Origin of the sequence: Streptomyces sp. NPDC001750 (assembly GCF_042892615.1) — a bacterium.
In the GTDB taxonomy this organism is placed as follows: Bacteria; Actinomycetota; Actinomycetes; order Streptomycetales; family Streptomycetaceae; genus Streptomyces.
The window spans coordinates 326,002-351,349 of record NZ_JBIAUE010000002.1 but is presented as its reverse complement, the minus strand read 5'-3'; the positions used below and the strand labels follow the sequence as shown (position 1 = coordinate 351,349).

The 25,348-nt window shown below is 71.0% G+C and carries 20 protein-coding genes; 12 read left to right on the top strand and 8 right to left on the bottom strand.

Annotated elements, in window-relative coordinates; translation table 11 throughout:
* Positions 1-54: 54 nt before the first annotated feature.
* From ACFYY6_RS04895 to ACFYY6_RS04875, 5 genes are all read right to left on the bottom strand, one after another.
* Positions 55-2,088, bottom strand: a complete 2,034-nt coding sequence (locus ACFYY6_RS04895) for a M4 family metallopeptidase (RefSeq protein ID WP_351520870.1) — start codon at positions 2,086-2,088, stop codon at positions 55-57.
* A gap of 501 nt (positions 2,089-2,589) precedes the next feature.
* Positions 2,590-2,793: a DUF397 domain-containing protein gene (locus ACFYY6_RS04890; RefSeq protein ID WP_388648085.1), complete on the bottom strand. Its 204-nt coding sequence runs from the start codon at positions 2,791-2,793 to the stop codon at positions 2,590-2,592.
* 38 nt (positions 2,794-2,831) lie between these two features.
* Positions 2,832-3,377: a GNAT family protein gene (locus tag ACFYY6_RS04885; protein ID WP_351520873.1), complete on the bottom strand. Its 546-nt coding sequence runs from the start codon at positions 3,375-3,377 to the stop codon at positions 2,832-2,834.
* A 243-nt stretch (positions 3,378-3,620) separates the two neighbouring features.
* Entirely contained in the window at positions 3,621-3,824 is a 204-nt protein-coding gene (locus ACFYY6_RS04880; RefSeq protein WP_351520875.1) for a DUF397 domain-containing protein, read from the bottom strand.
* Positions 3,821-4,687, bottom strand: coding sequence for a helix-turn-helix transcriptional regulator (locus tag ACFYY6_RS04875; protein WP_351520890.1), 867 nt, complete (start codon positions 4,685-4,687; stop codon positions 3,821-3,823). Before ACFYY6_RS04875 ends, ACFYY6_RS04880 begins: the two co-directional genes overlap by 4 nt.
* Positions 4,688-5,104: 417 nt before the next feature.
* Here ACFYY6_RS04875 and ACFYY6_RS04870 point away from each other — a divergent pair, with 417 nt between their 5' ends.
* Together ACFYY6_RS04870 and ACFYY6_RS04865 are read left to right on the top strand one after the other, a co-directional pair.
* Positions 5,105-6,217, top strand: a complete 1,113-nt coding sequence (locus tag ACFYY6_RS04870; protein WP_351520877.1) for a patatin-like phospholipase family protein — start codon at positions 5,105-5,107, stop codon at positions 6,215-6,217.
* Positions 6,153-8,531, top strand: a complete 2,379-nt coding sequence (locus ACFYY6_RS04865; protein WP_351520878.1) for a hypothetical protein — start codon at positions 6,153-6,155, stop codon at positions 8,529-8,531. Before ACFYY6_RS04870 ends, ACFYY6_RS04865 begins: the two co-directional genes overlap by 65 nt.
* Positions 8,532-8,663: 132 nt before the next feature.
* Here the strand turns inward: ACFYY6_RS04865 and ACFYY6_RS04860 are convergent, their stop codons facing one another.
* Positions 8,664-9,287, bottom strand: coding sequence for a TetR/AcrR family transcriptional regulator (locus ACFYY6_RS04860; RefSeq protein ID WP_351520880.1), 624 nt, complete (start codon positions 9,285-9,287; stop codon positions 8,664-8,666).
* A 308-nt stretch (positions 9,288-9,595) separates the two neighbouring features.
* Here ACFYY6_RS04860 and ACFYY6_RS04855 point away from each other — a divergent pair, with 308 nt between their 5' ends.
* Both ACFYY6_RS04855 and ACFYY6_RS04850 read left to right on the top strand, forming a co-directional pair.
* Positions 9,596-11,809 (top strand): polymorphic toxin-type HINT domain-containing protein, encoded by a 2,214-nt coding sequence (locus ACFYY6_RS04855; protein ID WP_389191692.1) that lies wholly within the window; start codon positions 9,596-9,598, stop codon positions 11,807-11,809.
* A 45-nt stretch (positions 11,810-11,854) separates the two neighbouring features.
* The gene (locus ACFYY6_RS04850; RefSeq protein WP_351520884.1) at positions 11,855-12,088 is read left to right on the top strand and encodes a hypothetical protein; all 234 of its coding nucleotides are present in this window, start codon (positions 11,855-11,857) and stop codon (positions 12,086-12,088) included.
* 374 nt (positions 12,089-12,462) lie between these two features.
* On the opposite strand, the gene ACFYY6_RS04845 is transcribed toward ACFYY6_RS04850, so the two are convergent.
* Positions 12,463-14,349 (bottom strand): ABC transporter ATP-binding protein, encoded by a 1,887-nt coding sequence (locus tag ACFYY6_RS04845; RefSeq protein WP_351631108.1) that lies wholly within the window; start codon positions 14,347-14,349, stop codon positions 12,463-12,465.
* Entirely contained in the window at positions 14,346-16,370 is a 2,025-nt protein-coding gene (locus ACFYY6_RS04840) for an ABC transporter ATP-binding protein (RefSeq protein WP_389191689.1), read from the bottom strand. Before ACFYY6_RS04840 ends, ACFYY6_RS04845 begins: the two co-directional genes overlap by 4 nt.
* 196 nt (positions 16,371-16,566) lie before the next feature.
* Here ACFYY6_RS04840 and ACFYY6_RS04835 point away from each other — a divergent pair, with 196 nt between their 5' ends.
* The 8 genes from ACFYY6_RS04835 to ACFYY6_RS04800 all read left to right on the top strand — a co-directional run bounded on the left by ACFYY6_RS04835 (position 16,567) and on the right by ACFYY6_RS04800 (position 25,085).
* Positions 16,567-17,469, top strand: coding sequence for an ABC transporter ATP-binding protein (locus tag ACFYY6_RS04835; RefSeq protein ID WP_351525284.1), 903 nt, complete (start codon positions 16,567-16,569; stop codon positions 17,467-17,469).
* A gap of 1 nt (position 17,470) precedes the next feature.
* Positions 17,471-18,262, top strand: coding sequence for an ABC transporter permease (locus tag ACFYY6_RS04830; RefSeq protein ID WP_351525283.1), 792 nt, complete (start codon positions 17,471-17,473; stop codon positions 18,260-18,262).
* Positions 18,263-18,421: 159 nt separating this feature from the next.
* Positions 18,422-19,708, top strand: coding sequence for a sensor histidine kinase (locus ACFYY6_RS04825; protein ID WP_351631116.1), 1,287 nt, complete (start codon positions 18,422-18,424; stop codon positions 19,706-19,708).
* 27 nt (positions 19,709-19,735) lie between these two features.
* Positions 19,736-20,386: a response regulator transcription factor gene (locus ACFYY6_RS04820; protein ID WP_351525281.1), complete on the top strand. Its 651-nt coding sequence runs from the start codon at positions 19,736-19,738 to the stop codon at positions 20,384-20,386.
* A 111-nt stretch (positions 20,387-20,497) separates the two neighbouring features.
* The gene (locus ACFYY6_RS04815; RefSeq protein ID WP_386609261.1) at positions 20,498-21,763 is read left to right on the top strand and encodes an Ig-like domain-containing protein; all 1,266 of its coding nucleotides are present in this window, start codon (positions 20,498-20,500) and stop codon (positions 21,761-21,763) included.
* A 360-nt stretch (positions 21,764-22,123) separates the two neighbouring features.
* Positions 22,124-23,374 carry an Ig-like domain-containing protein gene (locus ACFYY6_RS04810; RefSeq protein ID WP_351631123.1) on the top strand — a complete coding sequence of 417 codons (1,251 nt, stop codon included), beginning with the start codon at positions 22,124-22,126 and terminating at the stop codon, positions 23,372-23,374.
* Positions 23,375-23,550: 176 nt separating this feature from the next.
* Positions 23,551-24,318, top strand: a complete 768-nt coding sequence (locus ACFYY6_RS04805) for an enoyl-CoA hydratase/isomerase family protein (RefSeq protein WP_351627117.1) — start codon at positions 23,551-23,553, stop codon at positions 24,316-24,318.
* A 251-nt stretch (positions 24,319-24,569) separates the two neighbouring features.
* Positions 24,570-25,085, top strand: coding sequence for an ATP-binding protein (locus tag ACFYY6_RS04800; RefSeq protein ID WP_351525073.1), 516 nt, complete (start codon positions 24,570-24,572; stop codon positions 25,083-25,085).
* Positions 25,086-25,348 lie beyond the last annotated feature (263 nt).

Genomic DNA, 25,348 nt, shown 5'->3' with positions numbered 1-25,348 from the left:
GTCCGGGCGTCACAGGGTGTCGCCCAGGTCTCGGAGAGTCGGCCCGAAGCCGTCTCAGAAGGTCAGCTTGAAGCCGTTGATGGTGCCCTTGTCGCCCGAGTACATGTCCTGGACCTTGAGCTTCCAGGTGCCGTTGGCGACCTTGGACGAGGCGTCGACCGTGTAGGTCTCCACGACGTTGTCCGCGGAGTCGCCGAGCTGGGCGTTCTTCAGCCGGAAGGTGCCGCCGTCCGGGGCGACGAGGTCGATGACCAGGTCACCGCGGTAGGTGTGGGTGATGTCCACGCCGACCTTGAGGGTGCTGGGGGCGTTGCCGGTGACACCGGTGACGTTGACGGAGGTGGTGACGGCCGTGCCGCGGTCCGGGATGGCGACCTTGGCGGTGCTCTCGAAGACCTTGCCGCCGGGTTCGGGGTCGCCGCCGCCGGGACGCGAGCCGACGTTGATGGCGGCCCAGGCGTCGGCGACGGCCTTGTACTCGGCGCTGGTGGTGCCGTACAGCTCACCGGCCGCGGCGAGGGTGCCGGTGCGGGCCGCCGCGTAGTTCGTGGTGGAGGTGAACTTGGTGCTGAGCGCCTTGAACCAGATCTTCTCGGCCTTGTTGATGCCGATGCCGGTCACCGGCAGACCGTCGGAGGTCGGCGAGTCGTAGTCGACGCCGTTGATGGTCTTCTTGCCGCTGCCCTCGGAGAGCAGGTAGAAGAAGTGGTTCGCCGGACCCGAGGAGTAGTGGACGTCGATGTTGCCGATGCCCGAGTACCACGCGTCCTTGGACGCGCCGTCCTTGCTCGGCTTGTCCATGTAGCGCAGCGGGGTGCCGTCGCCGTTGATGTCGATCTTCTCGCCGATGAGGTAGTCGCCCTTGTCGGACGCGTTGTTGGCGTAGAACTCGACCGCGGTGGCGAAGATGTCGCTGGTCGCCTCGTTGAGGCCACCGGACTCGCCGCTGTAGATCAGGCCCGCGGTGTTGGCGGTGACGCCGTGCGACATCTCGTGCGCCGCCACGTCGAGGGCGGTCAGCGGGTTCGCGTTGCCGCTGCCGTCGCCGTACGTCATGCAGAAGCAGCTGTCCTGCCAGAACGCGTTGACATAGTTGTTGCCGTAGTGGACGCGGGAGTACGCGCCGACGCCGTCGCCCTTGATTCCGGTGCGGCCGTGGACGTTCTTGTAGTAGTCCCAGGTCTCCGCCGCGCCGTAGTGCGCGTCGGCGCCGGCCGTCTCGGCGTTCTGCGGGGTGCCGTTGCCCCAGACGTCCGTGGTGTTCGAGAACAGCGTCCCGGTGCCGGAGCTGCCGTGGTTCAGGTTGTACGTCTTGTGGTTGCCGCGGCCCGCGTCCGTCAGCGTGTACGAACCCGAGGTGCCCAGGGTGACCTGGCCGCTGAACTGCGTGTTGCCGACGCCGTTGACGACACCCTGCCACTCGTACAGCTTCGCGCCGGTGGTGGCGTCCGTGATGACGTGCAGCTCGTTCGGCGTGCCGTCCTCCTGGAGGCCGCCGACGACGGTCTCGTAGGCGAGCTGCGGCGCGCCCTGCGCCATCCAGACCACCTTGCGGGGCGCCCGGTCCGCCTCGGTCTTCTTGGAGCCTTCGGCCTTGGCGAGCCCGAGCGCCTGCTTCTCGGCGACGGCGGGCGCGACATCGGCCTTCGTGTCCACGGCCTTCAGCTGGCCGCTGGTGACCTTGGACGCCTTGGTGACGCCCTGGGTCGCGCCGGACTTGGACTCCTTGACGACCAGGTCGCCGCCGAGCACCGGGAGGCCCGCGAAGGTGCGCTCGTAACGCGTGTGCGTGGTGCCGTCGTTGTCCTGGACGACGTCCCTGACGACGAGCTTCTCCTGGGAGCCGAGTCCGAGCTCCTTGGCCGTGGCCGCCTTGGTCGCGTCGGCCTCGCGGATCAGCTCGGCACGCTGGGAGGGAGTGAGCTGCTTTGCCAGTGCACCGAACTTGGCGCCGGCGGTCGCCGCTGCCGCGGTCGTGTTGCCGGGGGTGGCGGTGGCCGTGCCGGCCTGGACGCCGACGGCGAGAAGCGCCGCTGCGGCTATCAGAGCACCGGTCGCGGTGGCGCGACGGCTGGGCGTGGATCTCACGCGAACTCCTTCTGCAAGGGGGGTACCGGCCGGTGGGTGTCAGCCGGCCGACGAATGAGAAGTGCGCAGAACGGGGTGAAGAGTGTCAGCCGGAGGGCGTTCCTGTCAGGAGCGCGTCAACAACTTGGCCGGATCTCGTTCGTTGCCGGAGAGACCATGTTCGTTAAGCGGACGTTTCACCGATCAACACCGGGGTGCCGTAGAGGGGCCCGCACCGGCTGAATCCATAGCGCGGGGCGGTAACGGCCCGGTGACGGCCGTATTCGAACATCGACTCCCACGGCGGGTGTTCACGGTGGCCGAGATGGTGTGGCGTGTGGCTGAAACTCTTCGCTATGCCCGAGGTGGGCGGTGCGGCCCCGAGCCCGTACACCGACCGGAGCCGCGCGGCGGCGACTTCAAGCCCCGACGGTCGGGGGTGGGGCGTGTGCGGAGGCGAAACGCGACGCCCCGCCCCCGGTCTGCGTCGGGGCGGGGCGTCGCGTGCGTGTTGTGGAGTTCTCAGTCCCGGGTGGCGTAGGAGAGGAAGCTCCGCCAGGTGTCGGGGGTGAGGGTGAGCCGGGGGCTCCGATCCAGCTTGGAGTCCCGTACGTGGACGGCCGTGGTCGCTGCCGAGGCGGACCGGGACATCGCCACCTCGACGCAGTCGTCGCTCTGCGATCCGCTGTAACTGCTCTTGAACCAGGTCGGCTTGGACGCGCTCATTGCACTCCTCGCATTCGCTTCGACGGGTTCTTCGCAGGCTACTCGTCGTTCCAGTCCGGCGGCGTCGTCACGCCGGAGAGCCAGTCCCGGCGCAGGATCGCGTATCCGACCGCATCGTGGACGCGTCCCCCCTCGCCGGGCCAGGCATCGCGGTGATGCGCTTCCTTGACGTAACCGCTGGAGAGGAAAGTACGGCGCATCGCGCGATTGTCCTGACGCGTGGTGCCCTCGATCCGCCGGAGTTCGGGGAACTCGGTGAACAGATAGTGCGTCAGCCAGGCCAGGGCCCGTCCGCCGAGACCGCGCCCGCGGTGGGCTCCGCCGATCCTGAGGTCGAACAGCGGCGCGCCTCCGTGGGGCACGTCGGAGAGGTCGAACAGCCGGATAAGACCGGCTCTTTCACCGCCTTCGATGATCCAGAAGGTCCGGCTGTCGTCACCGTCGTAGAAGCCCTCGCGGACCCGCCGTCGGACGGTGTCACGGTCGAGCACCGTCGGCCCGTGAAACGGCCACGACTCGTTGATCAGGAAGTCGGCCAGGTAGTCGGTGTCGGAGGCGGCGAGGCGCCGGTAGGTGGTGTCCACGGCGCGCACCCTACGGATCGATCACCGTGCCCGGTAACGGATTTCGAAGGTTTCGGGCGACCTGGGCGACTCGGACGCAGGGCCTGGCGCGGGCTTTCGTCGGCCGGGGCGGGCGGGCCGTTGGATCGTGCGGGAAGAGCCGAGGCACCGGCGTTCCGGTCGGCCCCGTCACCGCCGCGGTGTGCGGTGACGGGGCCGGGGCACGAGAGCGTGGCGCTTCTCGTGTTCGTATGGAGGGAGTGCTCAGCCGTGCGTCGCGTACGGCAGGAAGTCGCACCATGCCTCGGGGGTGACGGTGAGTCGGGGGCTCCGGTCCAGCTTCGAGTCCCGTACGTGGACGGCCGAGGCCGGCTCCGAGGCGGCCCGGGACATCGCTACCTCGACGCAGTCGTCGCCCTCGGAGCCGCTGTAGCTGCTTTTGAACCAGGTCAGTTCGGACGTGCTCATAGCGCTCCTCGCATTCGCTTCAACAGGCTGAGGGAATCCTCAGGGGTCAGGGCCTGTGAGCGCAGTGAAGCATATCGCCGGTGGAGCACGCTGATCTCCTTCGGATCGGTGATGAAGCGCCCGTTCTTCTGCCCCTCGGAGTACCCGAACCACCGGTGCTCGGGTGTCTCCGCAAGTCGCATCGGCCCGTCCAACCCCGCGTGCATCGGCCGCCGCAGCGGCATCAGTTGGAACTCGATGTTCCAGTGCCGTTCGACCACGTTCAACAAGTGGTCGAACTGGTCGCGCGTCACGTCCTCCCCGCCCGTGTGCCGTTCCAGCACCGCCTGTTCCACGATGAAGCTGAACGCCGTCGGCGGCTTCCGGCGCGTGGACAGCAGTTCTTGGCGGTCCAGTCGTGCCGCGATGCGCGCGTTCAGTTCCTCCTCGTCCGGCAACGGCGGCACGCTGAGCGACACCGCCCGTGTGTACGCCTCCGTCTGCAACAGGCCCGGCACCACGCGGCACTCGTACGTGTACAGGCTCACCGCTTCCGCCTCGACACCCGCCCACCGCCGGAACCAGTTCGCGATGCCCGGCCGCCGCGTCAGATGCCGCGCCGCTCCCCGCAGCGCGCCGAACGCGTCCAGGACCTCCTCCGCCCGCTCCACGAATTCGAGCGAGGGGAACCGGCGGCCCTGCTCGATGGAGGCGACCGTGGGAACCGAGTACCGGACCCGCGGGGCGAACTCCTCCTGTGTCAGACGCGCCCGCTTGCGGAACGCCTTGACGACCGCGCCGAACGCCTTGAGGCTGTCCGACGCCTCCGGTTCGCCGCCGCAGGCGAGCTGGTCGTTGGCGAATCCACTGCCCGCGACCCCGATGCCCGCCGTCGTACTGCCCGCGACCGTACTGCCGGTGGCCGTACGGCCCGACTCCGCGAAGCCTGCGGCCGTACTGCCCGGCTCCGTCGTGCCCGCGGTCGTGCTGCCCGCCCCCGCACTGCCCGCCTCCGCGCTGTCCGTCACGACTGGTACCTGCCTTCCCTTGGCCCGCAACTCCGTTCGAGCAAAGGGGACTTCACGTCGTCCCGGCGCTCGCTCCCGACTCCGGAATCGTTACGGAAAGTCAGTGAGTGAGTCCACTCCGTGCACCCGTACGCTGACGCGGCGTACGGCTCGGCGATCTGGTGCCCGTGCGCACGGCCTTTCGCATCGTCGTCCGGCAGGGTGTGTGGGCGGCCCCGCCCCGTGACGTGTCGTGGCGGGAAAACCCGGGCATGTTCCAGCGGGGGTGGTGCCATGCGGGTGCCTGATGCCGGAAGCGGGGCCGGGTACTGGGACCCGGACCATCCCGTCCTGGAGATCCTGCGCGCCCGCCGCGCCTCGGGGAGCCTGCCGGGGCGGCGCGAGGACGGGGCGTGCGTGGCGCTCGCCGTGGAGGGCGGCGGCATGCGGGGAGTCGTCTCGGCGGCGATGCTGTCCCAACTGGAGGACTACGGCTACAAGAACGCCTTCGATGTCGTCTACGGCTGCTCCTCCGGAGGCATCAACGCGGCCTACTTCCTGGCCGGGGAGACCTGGTATCCGCTCTCGATCTACTACGACGACCTGACGACCAAACAGTTCGTCGACTTCTCCCGGGCGCTGCGCAGGCGGCCGATCCTCGATCTGTCGTACTCCTTCGACCGCGTCATGGAACAGGTCAAGCCCCTCGACTACGAGGCGGTCATCGCCTCGCCGATCCCGCTGGCCGTGCCGGTCACCGACGTCGACGCCCTGCGGACCGTCGTGCTGCGGGACTTCGCCGGCCGCCGGGACCTCAAGGACACCTTGCGGGCCTCCGCCTGGCTGCCCGTCGCGCTGCCCGGTACGGTCCCGACGCCGGACGGGAGGCGCGCCGTCGACGGCGGGGTGCTCACCGCACTGCCCTTCCGGCTCGCGGTCGACGACGGCTGCACGCACGTCCTCTCCCTCAGCACCCGCCCGATGCGGGCGGCGAGCGGCGGACTCACCCTCGCGCACCGCCTCACCGGCCTGCACCTGGAGCGCATGCGCGCCGGGCTCGGCCGCGGCTACCTGGCGGCGATCCGGCAGAAGCGCCGGGACCAGGAACGGCTGCGCCGGATGCGCACGGACCCGGCGGCCGATGCGCCGTACGTCCTCGATCTGGCTCCGCTGCCCTGGATGCCGGAGATCAAGCGCCACGAGCTGAACCAACGCCGACTCCTCGACGGGGCCCGCGCGGCGTACGGGATCGCCTTCTGCGCCACCGAGCGCCGGTCCGTCGAGCTGATCCGTCGCGGAGGCATCCGCACCATGCCGAGACTGATGGTGGTGGACACCGAGAATGGAGAACCGAGGCGCGACCCCGGACCTGCTGGTCGCGGCACTGCGCGAGCTGAGGGGCCATAGCGACCGGGACCTGGCCCGGTTGCGGGAGCTTCTGCTACTGCCCGCCGACGGGACACCGGAGACCGCCCGAGCACGGACCCGCCGCCTCGCGTCGTGGCGGCTGCTGCTCCAGGACGTTCCGCTGGACGAGCGTTCCTTCGACGACCGGTTCGGGCCCGGCGGACGGCAGGACACCATCACCGTCCTGACGGCCTGGTGCCTCGGACACCGTGAGCGGAGCGAACGGCACCGGGCGAGCCACGCCGGGCTGTTCGGTTTCGTCGGCCTGTACCTGCTGACCCTGCTGGGCCTGGCCGAGTCCGAGGCCCAACGTTCGCTCCCGCAGCCGCCGCCCGGTCCCGGTCCCGGTGGCGGACGGGCACTGACGCACGACTGCGGTGCCGTCTGCGGCGTACTCGTCACGGAGGCAGCGGTCGCGGACACCATCGCGGAGATCCACCACCCCCGGCCACGCCCGGGACGCCGCCGCGCGGACGCCGCCACCGATCCGGCCGAGCGCGAATGGGGTGCGATCCGAGGGGATCTGGCCTTCCACCGGCACGGCAGCACCTCGCTGATCCTGCGCGGCACCGCGGCGGGTGCGGTGCACGGGACCCGCCCGGAGTTCGCCCTGAAGCTCATCCTGTACCCGTTCACCAGGATCCCGACCCTGACCCGCGCCACCCGCGAGTACGCCGAGACGTACGGCACCGCCGACACCGGCTCACGGCACCTGGTGCGGGTCTGGGCCAGCTTCGACAGCTGGATCCTGATGGACTTCATCGAGGGCAGGACGCTCGCCGAACTCCTCCGGGAGGACGACGACCCGGACGCGTCCGGAGCGGCGGGCCAGGCGCTCCGTCTCCGGCTCGACCGCCTCCGGGAGAACGGGGTGCTGCTCCTCGACGCGCTGGCGGACCTGCAACGCGTCGCACGGGAGGCCACCGCGCAGGGCCGCCTCACGGGCGTGCACGCCGACCTCTCGCCCTCCAACATCATCGTGTCCGACACCGACGGCGCGTTCCGGCTCGTCGACCTCGGACGCAACTACCTCTACACCCATACCATCACCGGCACACCCGGGACCGAGTCCTTCTACATCGCCCCCGAGGTCAGGGCGGGCGACAGCGAGATCGCCCGTGCCGACCTCTACTCGCTCGGCCGGCTGCTGATCACGTTCGGCACCGGACGTGCCGACACCGACGGTGTGGTCCCGGACATCTTCTACATGCGCGCCGTGCAACTGGCCCGCTTCATCGAGGACCTGATCGACGCCGACCCGGCACGCCGACTGATCGTGTTCGGCACGGGGACGGAACCCTCCTTCTCCTACGCGGAGTTGAAGACCGCCTTCCTCACCGAACTGGAGACGGTGCGGACCGCCGAGAACGGCGAGTCCGAGCTGCGGATCGAAACCGGCTGGCGGGCGCTGCCCGGCCTGCTGCGCCCCCTGTCCGGTGACCCGGGCCGGGAATGGAGGCTGTGGCGGATGCACCGCCAGCAGAGTGCCCGGCCCGACGCGCACCGCCGCCCCTTCGGCCACTGGCTGCTCCTCTGGGCGATGGTGTCCGCGCTGATCTGGGCGGTGACGAACGCCATCGTCATCACCTGGTTGCTGCGCGATCTCGGCCTCGACTGGGGCAACAAGCTGGTGGAACTGGTACAGCACGTCGACGGAGGCACCGATGGGCTCCCGATCGTGGACTCGTGGCGGCACGACGACTACCGGCTGCCGGACTGGCGGGCCAACCTCCCGGCCCGGATGGTCGGGCTCTCCTACGCCATCGCCGCGCCGAAGTACTACCAGACGCTGTTCTCCGGCCTCACCCCGCTCACCATCGGATGGCGGGCGGGCGGGCTGACCCGGCTGGCCCTGGCGACCGAGGCGGTCATGCGGGTGATGGCCGTCGTGCCCTGCATGCTCGTCCTGGCGATCACCCTGGTCGAACCCCGCTGGTGGCCCCTCAACTCGGCGATCGGACAGTGCCTGACCTGGCTGGCGAACTTCCTGGTCCTCGCCTACGTCCGTGCCGTCATCACCCGCTCACGCCGGCTCGGCCTCAGTACGGTCCCGGGCGACGACGGCAAGATCACCGGCTTCGCCGCGCTCACCCAGTGGGTGCCGACCTCGCTGTTCTACGCCACCGCCGTGCTCACCATCGGCACCTTCCTGTACCTGGGGATACTGCACGACGTCTATGTGTACGCGCTGGCCGTGACCTCGACCAATCTCTTCCTCTTCTACGTCATCAAGTGCGGCATAGGCGGCCCGACGGTACGGGTGACGATGGTCCGCACGTGTCTGGCCGCGGAACGTGTGGCCCGGTGCCGGTAGCCGTCATGCGGGCGGCGTCCGGGTCGCGGCGGTCGGCCCGGCGGGACGGCTGCCCGGTTCCGCTCCGCCCGGTTCCGCCTCGCCCGGCCCTGTTCCGCCCGGTTCTGTTCCGCCCGGCCCTGTTCCGCCCGGTCAGGAAGTACCCGTATCGGGCGAGTCGGTACGGGCGTTGCTGACGGCGCGCCAGATCTGGTCGGGAAGCGTGCGGTCGGCCTCCGCCAGATCGAGGTCGCCGACGGTGAGCCAGCGGCGGACGACGGCGACGACCGGGCCGAGGACGAGGGCCTCGATCACGGGGGTGGGGAGATCGGCGAGTTCGCCGGACTTCGTGTGGGCGTGGATCCAGAGCGCGATCGGCGTCAGTCGGGCCTCCTGGGACTCACGGATCTGCCCGGTGCGGGTCATGAGCTCGTGGTCCGCGGTGACGGAGTGCATGAGCCGGGCCGCTTCCGGATGGGCCTGCGCGAAGTCGAGGTAGGTCCGGACGACGGCCCGGACGCCGGAGCGGGCGTCGGTCGCCTGCTCCAGCGCGGTGGTCAGCGCGTCCAGGAGCCGGCCCACCGAACGCAGCGCGAGCGTGGCGATAACGCCGTGCAGGTTGCCGAAGTGGTGGTAGACGCTGCCGGAACTGACCCCGCTGGCCTTGGTGATCGCGCCGACGGTGAGGCCGGCCTCACCCTCGGAGGCGTATATCCGCAGCGCTGCCTCCAGTACCTGCTCGACCGTGGCTTCACCGCGCTGCTGCTTCGGTCTCATCGAACGGACGTCCTCGGTCTCGTGGGACGGATGCCCTGGGGGTCTCGACACGGACAGCGTAGAACACTCCTTCTGGATTTTTTTCTAGAAAGGCTTCCAGTTAAGGGAGTTGGACCCCCACACTGAGTGGTGTGCGCCGGGACTCCGTCAACTCGGGTGATGTGAAGGGGCGTTGAGTCGGTGGTGCGCGGAAGCGGGGCGGGCCGGTCCGGGGCGGGAGACGTTCCCGCCGGGCCGGCGCCCCGTACCGCGGCCGCCATGGCTCCGCCGAAGCGGTGGCGCGACGTCGACACAGATGAGGGGAAGTCATGACCGAGCCAGGTCCCGCCGAAGGACAGTGGCGGGCCGCGGGACAGCCGCCGTCGGGTGCCCCGTTCGTACCACCACCGCCCGATCACCCACCGGCGCCGGTGCGCCGCTCCTGGAGAGAGCGCTTCCGGGCGCTGTCCGGAAGGCGGCGCGTGCTGCTCCTCGCCGCGGTCGGGGCTCTGGTCCTGGCGCTGGTGGGCGGGCTGCTGACCTGGGTGGACTCCTCCTCCTCCGAATCCGCCCCGGCCGTGGCGAGACGTGACCTGCGGCCGTTCGAGGAGGCGGTCGACGACCTGGGCGGCGCCGACGGGCTGCGCTACCGGGACACGGCGATCGCCGGCATCACCGAGCGGGACATCACCGTCACCGCCTCCGGGAACCAGTTCGGCAGCACGAGCTCCGGCATCAAGCGGCACGACCGCGACGTCCTGCGGATCGGGCGGAAGGACTTCACCCGCTGGAAGGTGGATCCGGTCCCCGACGCGGACTCCGCATCGGGCACGAAGGCGCCGGGCACGAAGGCGCCGGGTGCGTGGACGGTCGGGTTCTACGGCAACTCCGACATCCTCGACGAGATACTCGATCAGCGGCCCTCCCCGTCGAAGCTGGCGGCCCAGCTGTCGCACGCACTCCAGGTCCTGGCCGACGCCCCGCGGTCGGATGCCTCGACGCCGAGGCGGACGACCACGGTGAACGGGACACCCGCCCTCGGGATCGACACCTCCGCCGGCCGTCTCCTCGTCACCCGGAACAAGCCGTACCGGGTCCTGCGGCTGGAGCCCTACGACCTGTCCGAGACGATCGGCAAGTGGCGGGACGGGAAGCGGCCGACCGAGGTCCCCCGGGTGACCACCGGACCGTTGGCCGACGGCGGCTCCGAGGGGATGGACCTGACCCCGATCGTCGGTGAAGCCGTCAAGGCGATGTACGACACCCTGGTCGCCTACGCCGATCAGCTCAAGGACGCGAGCGACCAGGGCATCAACTTCACGCTCGACGGCTCCGGGGACCTGAACTGCGGTTCAGGGGGATGCACCGCCCACCAGAAGTTCACCGGAAAGGTCACCACCGGGGCGAGGAGCCGTGTCACCGACGGCAAGGTCACCGCCGTCATGAGCGCGACCTTCACCATCGGCGGACAGTCCGCGGGACGCTGCACCAGCAGCCGCGGCACGTTCCCGCTCAGCGGCAACTCCGTCTCCGGCACCCTCACCTGCACCAACCCGGGCGCAGGCCCCGTCTACACCTCGGTCGCCGCGAAGTACCGGGCCGATGCCCTGGCCGAGTCCCGCGCCAGCGGGGGCCGTACGGTCCGCTACAGCATCCCGCTGCGTGCCAGCACCCTGATCGACGCCCGCGCCCTCGCCACCGTCGAGGTCAAGCAACTCGTGGACCGCGTCCGGCGCGAACGGGACGGCGCGAACTGCGTCAAGCTCCACAGCTTCCCGCCCGGCACGCAGGTGCTCCTCGCCGACGGGACCACCCGTTCCATCGAGGCGGTCCGCGTCGGCGATCGGGTGACCGCCACCGATCCGGAGACCGGACTCACCGCCGCACGCCCGGTCACCGACACCATCACCACCGAGGACGACAAGGACTTCACACGCCTCACCGTCGTCACCGACCGGGGTCGCGCCACCCTCACCGCCACCGACAACCACCCGTTCTGGCTGACCGGCGCCAGGCGCTGGGCCGACGCGGAGGACATCCGCCCCGGCGACGAACTGCGCAGCCCGACGGGCGCGTCATTCCGGGTCGCGGGCGTGGCCGACGAGAAGGGCCTGCGGCGTACGCACGACCTCACCGTCGGCGATCTCCACACGTATTACGTGCTGGCGGGGACCACTCCCGTACTGGTGCACAACAGTGGGCCCGGCTGTGGATCGAACTGGATGTCGCCCGACAAGCTTCCGCATCACTACATGCGGACGAGCGACCAGGGCGTCAGGCACGCCGAGGACTTCGGCGTGAAGGGTCCGTACAACAAGGCCAACGGGGAGGCATTCATCCGGGCCATCGGACAGTTCGTGAAGAATCCGGGAACGCGGCGCATCCAGGGTACGTACCGGGGGCGGGACGCCGTCCACTACGTGGACGACACCGGACTGCACGCATCGTTCGCCGCGAACGGCCCGAATGTCGGAGAGTACCTCGGAGGATGGCGGTCCTCGGGCGATCAGCTCACCTACCTGCTGCGGGACGGGAAGCTGTAGTACCGGGTCGCCGACGCGAGGGCAACGAGACGAAGAAGGATCCCCGTGAACATCGAATTGACGGACGACCAGGCACTCGTCCTGTCCGACTGGATGAGCCGCGTCATGCACCGGGAGGACTTCTCGGCGCTCGTCGACGACCCTGCGGTCTGGTCGGCTCTGTTCAGGATCAGCGGGGCGCTGGAGACGCAGTCGCCGGCGGTCTTCGATTCCTCGTACTCCGAACAGCTGGATGCGGCCCGTCGGCGGCTCATCGGCGAGCTCGGGGATTTCGGCTAGTGCTGTGGCCGGAGACGTCTACCGGGAAGCTCGCGGCGTCCGGTGCGGTGCATTGCAAGGCGGAGGATCGCCCTCGTGCGGGACGCACTCGGGTGATGCGACAACGCGGCGAGGTGCCGTGCCGGGCGTCGCGAGCCGGTAAACCTTTCCGGCCACAGCACCCAGTGCCGTGACTGGCAACGTTTGCCCCGTCGCACCGTCCGGCACGCACGCTCGCACGCACCGGACGACGCTCCTTCCGGGCAAACCTTGCCGGTCACAGCACTAGCGCTGACCCGCGACGCCCACGGTCATGGCGCCGCGCTCCGCTCGGGTCCGGGCCGTCGGCCCTCCCGGACCCGAGCCGCCGGTCGGCCGGGTCCGGGGCGCCGGCCTCACGTCAGGCTCTCCCGCCACGCACGGTGCAGGCCCGCGAACCTGCCCGTGCCGCCGATGAGTTCGGACGGGGTGCCGTCCTCGACGATGCGGCCGTGCTCCATCACCAGGACCCGGTCCGCGATCTCCACGGTCGACAGGCGGTGGGCGATCACCACCGCCGTACGACCGTGCAGGACCGTGTCCATGGCTCGCTGCACCGCCCGTTCACCGGGGATGTCCAGCGAACTCGTCGCCTCGTCCAGGATCAGCACCGACGGGTTCGCCAGCAACGCACGTGCGAACGCGACCAGTTGGCGTTGACCGGCCGAGATCCGGCCGCCCCGTTTGCGTACGTCCGTGTCGTAGCCCTCCGGCAGGCCGGCGATGAACGCGTGCGCGCCGATCGCACGGGCCGCCTGTTCGATCTCCTCGCGCGTCGCGTCCGGTCGGCCGATCGCGATGTTCTCGGCGACCGTCCCGGAGAACAGGAACGCCTCCTGCGTCACCATCACCACGCCCCGCCGCAGCTCGGGCACGGCCAGGTCCCGCAGGTCCGTGCCGTCGAGCAGCACCCGGCCCTCCGAAGGGTCGTAGAAGCGGGCCAGCAGCTTGGCGAGCGTCGATTTGCCCGCGCCCGTCGAACCGACCACGGCGACGGTCTGACCGGCCGGGATCGTCAGGTCGAAGCGGGGCAGCACCTCGCCGCCCGTGCGGTACGCGAAACGCACCGAGTCGAAGACGACCTCACGGCCGGGGTGCTCACCCGGGAGGGCGGGCAACTCCTTCGGGTCCGCGGTCTCGGGAACGGACGGGGTCTGGGCCAGCAGACCCGCGATCTTCCCCAGTGAAGCCGCCGCCGACTGGTAGGAGTTGAGGAACATGCCCAGCCGGTCGATCGGGTCGTACAGCCGGCGCAGGTACAGCACGGCCGCGGCCAGCACCCCGAGTGCCAGGGTGCCCGACGCCACCCGGTACGCACCCCACAGCACGATGCCCGCGACCGCCGTGTTGGCGACCAGCCGGGAGCCGACGACGTAGCGCGCCATCTCCAACGTGGCGCTGCCGTTCGCCCACCGGTGCGCGTGGTTGAGCTTCTCGAAGTGCGCGTCGTTGACGCGCTCCCGCCGGAACGCCTGGACGGGCCGGATGCCGTTCATCGACTCGGCGAACTTCACGATGACCGCGGCGATCGCCGTCGACCGCGCCGCGTAGAGCACCCCGGCCCGCCGCTGGTAGAGGCGCACCAGCAGATACAGGGGGACGAAGGACAGCACGGCCGCCGCGCCGAGGCCGAGGTCCAGCCACAGCAGCATCAGCGAGATGGAGAGGAACGACAGGATCACGGTGATGAGTTCCTGGAGCCCCTCGCTGAGCAGCTCCCGCAGCGACTCCACGTCCGTGGTGGAACGGGAGATCAGCCGGCCCGAGGTGTAGCGCTCGTGGAAGTCCACGCTCAGCGCCTGCGCGTGACGGAAGATCCGGCCGCGCAGATCGAGCAGCACGTCCTGGTTGATCCGCGCGGAGACCGCGATGAAGGCGTACTGCATGCCTCCCGCCGCCACTGAGCACAGCGCGTACCCGACGGCCACCGCGATCAGCGGCCCGTGGTCCGCCTCGCGGAACGCGGGCACGCCCCGGTCGATGGCGTACGCGACGAGCAGCGGGCCCGCCTGCACCGCCGCCTGCTGGACCAGCAGCAACAGCGCCGCCACCAGCACCCGGGTCCGGTGCGCCCGGAGCAACGAGAACAGCAGCGCGCGGGTGGCGCCCGGGGCAGTGGGCAGATCGTCGCGGTCGAACCGGTCCCCGGTGCCGCTGCCGGGGCCGACGTCTTCGGACGGGGCGCCGGAATCCTCGTGCGTGTCGGGTCGGCCGCCGGGGCCGGTCGTCGTCGTACTGGTCATCGGGTGCGGTCCTTCTCGGCGGCGACGTCCGGCACGAGGCGGCCGTCGGTGGGCGGGTCGGGGAAGGCGTCCTGCTCCGTGTCATCGCCGTCGCCCGACATCAGCCGGGCGTACTCCGCGTTGCCGCGCAGCAGCTCCTGGTGGGTGCCGACGGCGACGATCCGGCCCTCGGAGAGCAGCGCCACCCGGTCCGCGAGCATCACCGTGGACGGGCGGTGCGCGACCACGATCGCTGTCGTCTCCTCCAGCACCTGCCGCAGCGCGGCCTCCACCAGCGCCTCCGTGTGCACGTCCAGGGCGGAGAGCGGATCGTCGAGCACCAGGAAGCGCGGCCTGCCGACCACGGCGCGGGCCAGCGCGAGGCGCTGGCGCTGTCCGCCGGAGAGACTGAGGCCCTGCTCGCCGACCTGGGTGCCGATGCCGTCGGGCAGGTCGTGCACGAAGTCGGCCTGCGCGATCGCGAGCGCCCGGCGCAGCTCGTCCTGTCCGGCGCCGTCGGCGCCCATCAGGACGTTCTCCCCGACGGTCGCGGAGAACAGCGTCGGCTCCTCGAACGCCACCGACACCAGCCCGCGCAGTTCCTGCCGGGACATGGCGGCGATGTCCCGGCCGTCGAGCGTGATCCGTCCCGCGGTGGCCTCGTACAGACGGGGCACGAGGGCGGTGAGCGTCGTCTTCCCCGAGCCCGTGGCCCCGACCAGGGCCATCGTCTCGCCGGGACGGATGCTGAGATCGATCCGGGACAGCACCGGCGCGGAGCCGGGATCGGCGTCGGGGTAGCGGAACTCCACTCCCTCGAACACCATGCCTTCCCGGCCGTCCGTCGGCCCGTCCGCCGGAACCCCGTCCGCCGCGCCTGCCGTACGGGCTCCCGCGCCTGCCGTACGGGCTCCCGCGCCTGCCGTACGGGCTCCCGCGCCTGCCGTACGGGCTCCCGCGCCTGCCGTACCGGCTTCGTCGGCCGCTCCGGCCGTTTTGGTCGGTCCGGTCGCTTCGGTGGGTCCGGTCGGTTCGGACAGTTCGTCGCGTTCCTCCGCCACGTCCATCACCTCGAAGTACCGCTCCGTCGCCGTCGCCGACTCCTGGCTCATCGCGAGCAGGAAGCCGATCGATTCGATGGGCCACCGCAGCGCGAGGGCAGTGGAGAGGAAGGCGACGAGGGTGCCTGCCGAGAGACCGCCGTCGGCGACCTGGATCGTGCCGAGGACCAGGGCCGCCCCGATGGCCAGTTCGGGAACCGTGGTGATGACGGCCCAGATTCCCGCGAGCAGCCGCGCCTTGCCCAGTTCCGTCTCCCGCAGCCGCTCGGAGAGCGCGCGGAACGCGCGGGCCTGACTGCGGTGCCGGCCGAAGCCCTTGATGATGCGGATGCCCAGGACGCTCTCCTCGACCACCGTGGTCAGATCGCCTACCTGGTCCTGGGCCCTGCGCGCCACGGCCGAGTACTTCGTCTCGAAGAGCGAGCAGACGACGACCAGCGGCACCACCGGAGCGAGCAGCACCAGCCCCAGCGTCCACTGCTGCATCAGCAGAATGACGAAACCGACCAGGATCGTCGTGCCGTTGACCAGCAGGAAGATCAGCGGGAAGGCCAGGAACATGCGCAGCAGCATCAGGTCCGTGGTCGCGCGCGAGAGCAACTGCCCCGATGGCCAACGGTCGTGGAACGCCACCGGCAGCCGTTGGAGGTGCCGGTACAGATCGGCTCGCATCGCCGCCTCGACCCCGGCCATCGGCCGGGCCACCAGCCAGCGCCGCAGCCCGAAGAGTCCGGCCTCGGCGAGGCCCAGCAACAGCAGGTACAGCGCACCGAGCCAGACCCCGCCCGGGTCCCGGTCCGCCACCGGCCCGTCGACCATCCACTTCAGTACGAGGGGGATCACCAGACCCACGCAGGACGCCACGACGGCGACCATCGCGGCGCTGAACAGACGCCCCCGCACCGGTCTCACGTAGGGCCACAGCCGCAGCAGGGAGCGCACTGTGGACCGGTCCTTGGGGTCTACATGTTTTTCGGGCATCACAGCCGAGCCTACGGTTCGCCGTGGTCCTCGCTCATGTGGTTTTCGGCCGACCGTGGTGACACCCCGTCGCGGACGGGGCGGTCCGGCAGGTGACCGGGCCACGGGTCGTACGTCCCGGTCAACCGATCGGACGATGCACCTTCGAGCGCGATGGACGATGGTGCGGTGCCGCGCCCGCCACGATCCTCGTGGCATGGCAATCATCGAAGTCAACGGCCTGCGCAAGGCGTACGGCGGGCGGCCCGCGGTGGACGGGGTGAGCTTCTCCGTCGAGGCCGGGGAGATCTTCGGCATCCTCGGGCCCAACGGGGCGGGCAAGACCACCACCGTCGAATGCGTCGAGGGGCTGCGGATCCCCGATGCCGGTACGGTCCGCGTCGCCGGTCTCGACCCCGTGGCCGACCACGACCGGGTGACCCGGCTGCTCGGCGCCCAGCTCCAGGAGAGCGAGCTCCAGCCGAAGATCACCGTCGCCGAGGCGCTGGAGCTGTACAGCGCCCTGTACCCGTCCCCCGCCGACTGGCGTGCGTTGGCCGAACGGCTCGGCCTGCACACCTCGTACGCCACCCGGTACACCAAGCTGTCCGGCGGTCAGAAGCAGCGGCTGTCCATCGCGCTCGCCCTGGTCGGCAATCCGCAGGTCGTGGTGCTCGACGAGCTGACCACCGGCCTGGACCCGCGGGCTCGCCGGGACACCTGGAAACTCATCGAGGACGTGCGCGACAGCGGCGTGACGGTCCTTCTCGTCACCCACTTCATGGAGGAGGCCCGGCGGCTCTGCGACCGCGTCGCCGTCATCGACAAGGGCGAGGTGGTCGCCCTCGACACCCCGTCCGGGCTGATCCGCAGGGCCGACGGCGGAACGGTCATCTCCTTCACGCCGTCCCGGCCCCTGGACGACACCGAACTCGACACGCTGCCCGGCGCGTCCGGCGTGGAGCGGAAGGACGGACGGATCGTCATCCACGGCACCGACGAGACCGTCAACGCCGTGATCTCGCTGCTGGCCCGGCTCCGCGTCACCGCACATCAGCTCCGCGTCTCCGAGGCGACCCTGGACGACGCCTACCTCGACCTCACCGAACAGGCGGCCTGAGATGACCACGACGCACACCGACGCCCTCGCCGCGCCCGCCGGGGAGTCGAGGACCCGGGCCCCGTGGGCGGCCGTCCTGCGGACCGAGACACGGCTGTTCCTCCGCGAACCCGGCAGCCTGTTCTGGATCCTCGTCTTCCCGGCCGCGCTGATGACGATCCTCGGCCTGATCCCGTCCTTCCGAGAACCCGACGACGCGCTCGGCGGCCGTCGCGTCATCGACCTCTACGTTCCCGTGGCGGTGCTGCTCGCCATGACCATGGCCGGGCAGACCATGCCACAGGTCCTCACCGGATACCGCGAACGCGGCATCCTGCGCCGCATGTCGACCACCCCGGTACGGCCGTCCGTCCTGCTCACCGTGCAGCTTGCGCTGCACGGGGGCGCCGCTCTCGTCTCGGGGGCCCTGGTCCTGACCGTCGGCCGGACGGCCTTCGACGTACGGCTGCCGAAGCAGCCGCTCGGCTACGCGCTGGCCCTGCTCCTGGCGGTCGCGGGCGTGCTCGCCATCGGCGCGCTGGTCTGCGCGCTCTCCCGCACCGCCAAGGCGTCGACCGCCGTCGGATCGGCGGTCTCGCTGGTGATGATGTTCACCGCCGGGGTGTGGATCCCGGTGCAGTCCATGCCCGACACCCTTCGCCACATCGTCCAGGTCACCCCGCTCGGCGCGGCCTCCCAGGCACTGGACCAGGCGGCGTCCGGCGGCTGGCCCGGCTGGGTACACCTGGGCGTGGTCGCCCTGTGGACGGCGCTCGCGACGCTGCTGGCGACCCGTCTGTTCCGCTGGGAGTGACCGTTGGGAGCCACCGCTTCCAGGGCCCGTGCGATCCGCGGGCGCAACCCGCTCCCGCCCCTGCCCACGCTCCCGGACACCGGCCCGCGGAAGGCGTTCCCCGGCCCGCGGGAGACGTCTCTCGGCCCGCGGGAGGCGTTTCTCGGCCACACTTCACCCATGGACACGGGGGACACGACGCGAACGCACCGGACCGGACCGGGGACGGCGGCCCAGTGGTGGGAACGGTTCTTCCGCTACGGGCCGTACTGCACGCTCGCCCTGAGCATCGTGATCTCGGCGGTGACCGCCGGAGCCATCATGTCCGAAGCGGACATCCGCGTCGCCGTGGTGCTCGTCCCGCCGACGCTCGTCCTCCAGCTCTGGTGGAGCCGGGCCGGGGCCGCCGCGCCGTCCGGGTCGCGCCGGGCGGTGTTCTACTTCGGCGTCCGTACGCTGCTCGCCTTCGCGCTGACCTGGTGCAACCCGTTCTTCTCCATCTTCGCCGTCATCGGCTACTTCGACGCCGCCCGACTGCTCCCGGAACGAGCCGTCCGTACCGGGCTGCTGGCCACCGCCGTCATCCTGGCCGGGTCGCAGTGCGGCGGCTTCCCGCCGGCTGGCCCCATGAACTGGGCCGCCTTCGGCATCCTCTTCGCCCTGCACGCGACACTCACCATGGTCTTCGCCCAGATCGGCGACCGGGAGGCCGAGCACGTACGGGCCCAGGCCGACACCATCGACGCGCTGGAGTCCGCCAACGCCCGTCTCGAACAGGCCCTCGCAGAGAACGCCGGCCTGCATGCCCAACTCCTCGTCCAGGCCCGGGAGGCGGGCGTCGCCGACGAGCGGCGGCGGCTCGCGGCCGAGATCCACGACACCCTCGCCCAGGGCCTGGCGGGCATCATCGCCCAGCTCCAGGTGGTGGCCTCGGTCGCCGACACCGATCCCGAACTGGCGCGCCGTCACCTCGACCGGGCGACCGGCCTGGCCCGGCACAGCCTGGGCGAGGCGCGCCGCTCGGTCCACGGCCTGGTCCCGGCCGCGCTGGTGCACGACGATCTGCCCGGCGCGCTGCGCAAGACGGTCGACGACTGGACCGACCGCATCGGAATCCGGGCCGAGTTCACCGTCACCGGCACGGTCGAACCGGTCCACGACGAGATCGCCGCCACCCTGCTCCGGATCGCCGAGGAGGCCCTCGCCAACGCGGGGCGCCACGCCGGGGCCTCACGGGTCGGCCTGACCCTGTCGTTCATGGACGACGAACTCAGCCTGGACGTACGGGACGACGGCCGGGGCTTCGACCCGTCCGCCCTGCCGCCGCGCGGCGGGGCGGGAGGCTTCGGACTCGGCGGCATGCGCGCCCGTGCCGAACGCGTCGCGGGAACCGTCGAACTGGAGACGGAACCGGGCCGGGGCACCGCCGTCCGCGCCCTGGTGCCCCTGGTCCGGGAGGGGCGGTGACCAGGACGGAGTACGGTTGGCCCCGTCATGGCTGAGGAACCCGCACACGTCATCACGCTCGTCGTCGTCGACGACCACCCCGTCGTACGGGACGGTCTGCGCGGCATGTTCGAATCGGCGCCCGGGTTCCGGGTCCTCGGGGAGGCCCCGGACGGGGTGACGGGCGTCGACCTCGTCGCCCGGCTCGATCCGGACGTCGTGCTGATGGACCTGCGGATGCCGGGCGGCGGCGGGGTCGCCGCCATCGCCGAACTCACCCGGCGCGGTGCCCGCGCCCGGGTGCTCGTGCTCACCACGTACGACACCGACTCCGACACGCTGCCCGCGATCGAAGCGGGCGCGACCGGCTACCTGCTCAAGGACGCACCCCGCGAGGAGCTGTTCAACGCCGTCCGCGCCGCGGCCGACGGCCGCACGGTCCTCTCGCCCGCCGTCGCCTCCCGGCTGGTCTCGCGGGTGCGCACCCCGTCCGCAGCGGGCAACGAACCGCTGTCGGCCCGCGAGCGCGAGGTGCTCGTACTCGTCGCCAAGGGCACCTCGAACCGCGCGATCGCCGCCGAACTGTTCATCAGCGAGGCCACCGTGAAGACCCACCTCACCCATGTCTTCGCCAAGCTCGGGGCGAAGGACCGGGCCGCCGCCGTCGCGATCGGCTACGACCGGGGCATCCTCGGCTGACGCCGCCCGCCCCGTTCCCCCGCATCGGGACACCCGCCCCCCGTTCCACCCGCACCCGTATCGGCGCGGCTGCGCACGTTGCCCCTGACCGGCACGCGTCGTTGGGGGGACGTGGACCACGTAGCGAAGAGGCCGGTGGCTCGCGCGGCCACCGTGCCGGCACGGACAGGACGTGTCGCCGTACCGGGGGCACTGGGAGCACTGACCGCACTGGCCGCCGTACTGAGCGGCTGCACCGGCGGCCCCGCCGCCTTCGGGGACGGGCGCCGCTCCCCGGAGAGGGCGATCCTGGTCACCCCCGGCGACGGGGCACGGGACATCGCTCCGGACGGCCGGGTGGAGGTGAGGGTTCCGGAGGGGCGGCTGAAGAGGGTCGGGGTCACCCGGATCGAGGACGCACAGCCGCAGCGGGTGCCGGGCCGGCTCGCGCGCGACGGCCGTTCCTGGACGTCGTCGGCGGAGGGGGAGAAGGGACGGCTCGGACTCGCCGCCACCTACCGCGTCGACGCGGTCGCCGTGGACGGTGACGGACACGAGGTCGCCCGGCGCACCACCTTCACCACCGCCGTCCCCGAGCACCGCTTCACCGGCCGGGTCACCCCGGAGAACCGTGCCACGGTGGGCACCGGAACGATCGTTTCCGTCGCCTTCGGCCGGCCGGTCGTCGACCGGGCCGCCGTGGAGCGGGCCGTCCAGGTGACCACGGTGCCGAAGGTCGAGGTGGTGGGGCACTGGTTCGGCGCCGGCCGGCTCGACCTCCGCCCCGCCGGGTACTGGGCACCGGGCACCGAGGTCACCGTCACGGCGCGGCTGCGGGACGTGGAGGCCGCGCCCGGCGTGTACGGGAGCCAGGACAGGACGGTCGCCTTCCGGGTGGGCCGCTCCCAGACGTCCCTGGTCGACGTGGCCGCGCACACGATGGAGGTCCGCCGCGACGGCCAGCTCGTCGCCACCGTCCCGATCACGGCGGGACGCCCTGGCGCGGACACGTACAGCGGCCGGATGGTGGTCGGCGAGATGTACGACGCGATCCGCGCGGACGGCCGTGCGGCCGACTGCGGCCGCGGGGGCGACGGCGGGGAGATCCCGCACGCCCTGCGGCTCACCGGCTCCGGCGTCCTGCTGCACGGCGACCACTGGTCGGACGAGGGGGCCTTCGGCTCGGCGAACGTCGGCCGGGGCTGTGTCGGACTCCGTGACGTGCCGGGCGGCGGGAGCGACACCCCGGCCGGCTGGTTCTTCGACCGGACCCTCGTCGGCGACGTGATCGAGGTCGTCAACTCCCGGGGCAGGCCGGTCGCGCCGGACGACGGGCTCAGCGGCTGGAACCTGAGCTGGAAGAAGTGGAAGGCGGGCTCCGCTCTTCGCCGACCCTGACCCCGCCGATGCGCCCGTTGCTCCGGAAGCACGTCCACGAGCCCGGAGGCCCACCCACGAGCCCGGAGGCCCACCCACGAGCCCGGAGGCCCACCCACGTCCCCCGAGGGCGCCCGCCGCCCCGGCGTGTGCCCGTCCGGTCCCGTCCTGTCCCTGGAAGACGTTCGGATTCGCTCGGTGCCGTCCCTCGGAGACGTCCGGATGGACGAGTTGGGACTGAACGGTGACATCCGAGGGGTCTTCTCGTCGCGACCAGTGTGATTATCTTTCGCTGAGCGCGCATGTGCAGCGCGCGGGGGAGGGGGCCCTGGGCCCCCGGGGCCTTGGCGGGGCCGGGCCATGCGAGGGGAGACGAACACATTGAACGGGCAGCCGATATCGGGGAGATCGGCCGGGACGGGCAGCGAACGGCGAGGACGCGGGGCCACCGGACCACTGGCTCTGGCCCTGGGGGCGCTGCTGATGCTGGTGACGGCGTGCGGCGGGGACGACACCGGGGGCGCCGGCCGGGACGGCAAGGACGGAGCGAAGGTCGAGGACACCACCGCCTCGCAGGCGGTGGTGACCGTCGCGCCGAAGGACGGGGCCGAGTCCGTCGCCACGAGCGGGGCGCTGAAGATCTCCGCCTCGCAGGGGAAGCTGACGACGGTGAAGGTCTCCGACGCCAAGGGCGCCGAGGTCGAGGGGAAGATCGCGGCCGACGGCACCAGCTGGACGCCCGACCGGCATCTGGCCGCCGCGACCAAGTACAAGGTGCATGTCGTCGCCGAGGACACGAAGGGTCGTGAGTCGGCGAAGGACACCAGCTTCACCACGCTGGTCCCGCAGAACACCTTCATCGGGCAGTACACCCCGGAGGACGGCTCCACGGTCGGTGTCGGGATGCCCGTCTCGATCCACTTCACCCGGGGCATCACCGACCCGGAGGCGGTCGAGAAGGCCATCGAGGTGAAGGCCGAGCCGTCCGTGCCGATCGAGGGCCACTGGTTCGGCAACGACCGCCTCGACTTCCGCCCCGAGAAGTACTGGGCGGCCGGCACCAAGGTGACCGTGAAGCTCGACCTCGACGGCGTCGAGGGCCGTCCGGGGGTCTACGGCAAGCAGACCAGGACGATCTCCTTCACCGTCGGCCGCAGCCAGATCAGCACCGTCGACGCCAAGTCGCACCGGATGAAGGTCGTCCGCGACGGCCGGCAGATCAAGGACATCCCGATCTCGGCGGGCGCCCCGGCGACCACCACGTACAACGGACAGATGGTCATCAGCGAGAAGCTCAAGGTGACCCGGATGAACGGTGACACCGTCGGCTTCGGCGGCGAGTACGACATCAAGGACGTCCCGCACGCCATGCGGCTGTCCACCTCCGGCACCTTCATCCACGGCAACTACTGGGGCGGCTCCGGCGTCTTCGGCTCCGCCAACACCAGCCACGGCTGCGTCGGCCTCCAGGACGTGCGCGGCGGTTGGAGCAAGAAGACCTCCGGGGCCTGGTTCTTCGACAACTCGCTCATCGGTGACGTGGTGATCGTGAAGAACTCCCAGGACAAGACGATCCAGCCGGACAACGGCCTCAACGGCTGGAACATGTCCTGGTCGGAGTGGACCGCGTAACTCCCGTCGCACGGAGGACGGGAGCCGGGGGAGTACGGAACAGGCTCCCGTCGTACGGAACACGGGCGGGCCCGGTGCTGTGACCGACGGCACCGGGCCCGCCGTCGTCAGGGCCTGTTCTGAGTCCGCCCGCGGGCGGACTCAGAACAGGCCCTGACGACGGTTAACCTCCTCCCATGACCGTAACCCTCGAAGCAAGCGACGGCGTCGGCACCATCCGGCTGGACCGACCGCCCATGAACGCCCTGGACGTGGCCACCCAGGACCGGTTGCGCGAACTCGCCGAGGAGGCGACCCGGCGCGACGACGTGCGTGCCGTGGTCCTCTACGGCGGCGAGAAGGTGTTCGCGGCGGGCGCGGACATCAAGGAGATGCGGGCGATGGACCACACGGCGATGGTCGTGCGGTCCAAGGCGCTCCAGGACGCGTTCACCGCGGTGGCCCGGATCCCCAAGCCGGTCGTCGCGGCGGTCACCGGCTACGCGCTCGGCGGCGGCTGCGAACTGGCGCTGTGCGCCGACTTCAGGATCGCCGCCGACAACGCGAAGCTGGGCCAGCCCGAGATTCTGCTCGGGCTGATCCCCGGCGCGGGCGGCACCCAGCGGCTCGCCCGGCTGGTCGGCCCCTCCCGGGCCAAGGACCTGATCTTCACCGGCCGTCACGTGAAGGCGGAGGAGGCCCTGGCGATCGGCCTGGTGGACCGTGTGGTGCCCGCCGCCGAGGTGTACGAGCAGGCCCGCGCCTGGGCCGCCGCCCTCGCGAAGGGGCCGGCCCTCGCGCTGCGCGCCGCCAAGGAATCCATCGACGCGGGACTGGAGACGGACATCGACACCGGGCTCACGATCGAACGGAACTGGTTCGCCGGGCTGTTCGCCACCGAGGACCGGGAACGCGGTATGCGCAGCTTCGTGGAGGAGGGGCCGGGCAAGGCCGTCTTTCTCTGATTGAACGTCAGTTACGCACGGACGGACGCCGGTTCATCCGTGCGGGCGGATCGGCCGGATCTTGAGGAGCTCTCGGGATCCGGCCGTCGGCGTGAGCGGGCACATGCGCCCGGAGGTGCTGTTTTCGCAGGTCAGAGCCGCGGTTCCGCACGACATTCTGCCAATGGCATATGTCGTGCGAATGTCGCGGATTATTGCGTTCCGCGGTGGTGATTCCTCCGGAACGGCCCCCGGGCGCGCGCCGTGCGGCCATGATGGTGTGCATGGCGGGCCTGGAGGGTGTGGAACAGCCGCGACCGCGCGCAGGCGCGACGGCGGCACGCTGGATGACTACCGGCGAGGAAGAACAGGCGTACAAGGCGCTGGAGTTGTTCGGCGATCCGGCGGAGGGGGAGGTGCGACTGCCCTCCCGCCCGGAATCCGCGGCCCATGCGCGACGACTCACCTCGCACGTGGTGCTCCGGCAGTGGGCGCTCTCGCCGCAGATCTCCGAGTACGCGGTACTGCTCGTCTCGGAGCTCGTGGGCAACGCGGTGCGGCACACCGGCGCCCGGGTCTTCGGCCTGCGGATGCTGCGCCGCCGCGGCTGGATCAGGATCGAGGTGCGCGACCCCTCGCGCGGGCTGCCGTGCCTGATGCCCGTGCGCGAGATGGACGTCAGCGGGCGGGGGCTCTTCCTCGTCGACAAGCTCTCCGACCGATGGGGGGTGGATCTGCTGCCCCGGGGCAAGACCACCTGGTTCGAGATGCGGACCTCCGACCGCTGACCACCGTCCGACCGTCGCGGCCGGGAGTGGTCCGCGCCCCGGACTCCCGGTTTCCGGCACCGGAAACACAGCAGCCCCCGGGCTGCCGTCGTGGGGCGCTTCGGGGGCCGCTGTGGTGGGGGCCGTGACATGGGGGGTGTGTTCACGGCCGCTCGTGACGACCGAACTCGGGTCGGTGCGGGTCGTGTCACCGACTATGGCAGACGGGCGACCTCGCCGCCAAAGGTGCAAACGGGACATTTCCATGCATATCTCGCCATTTC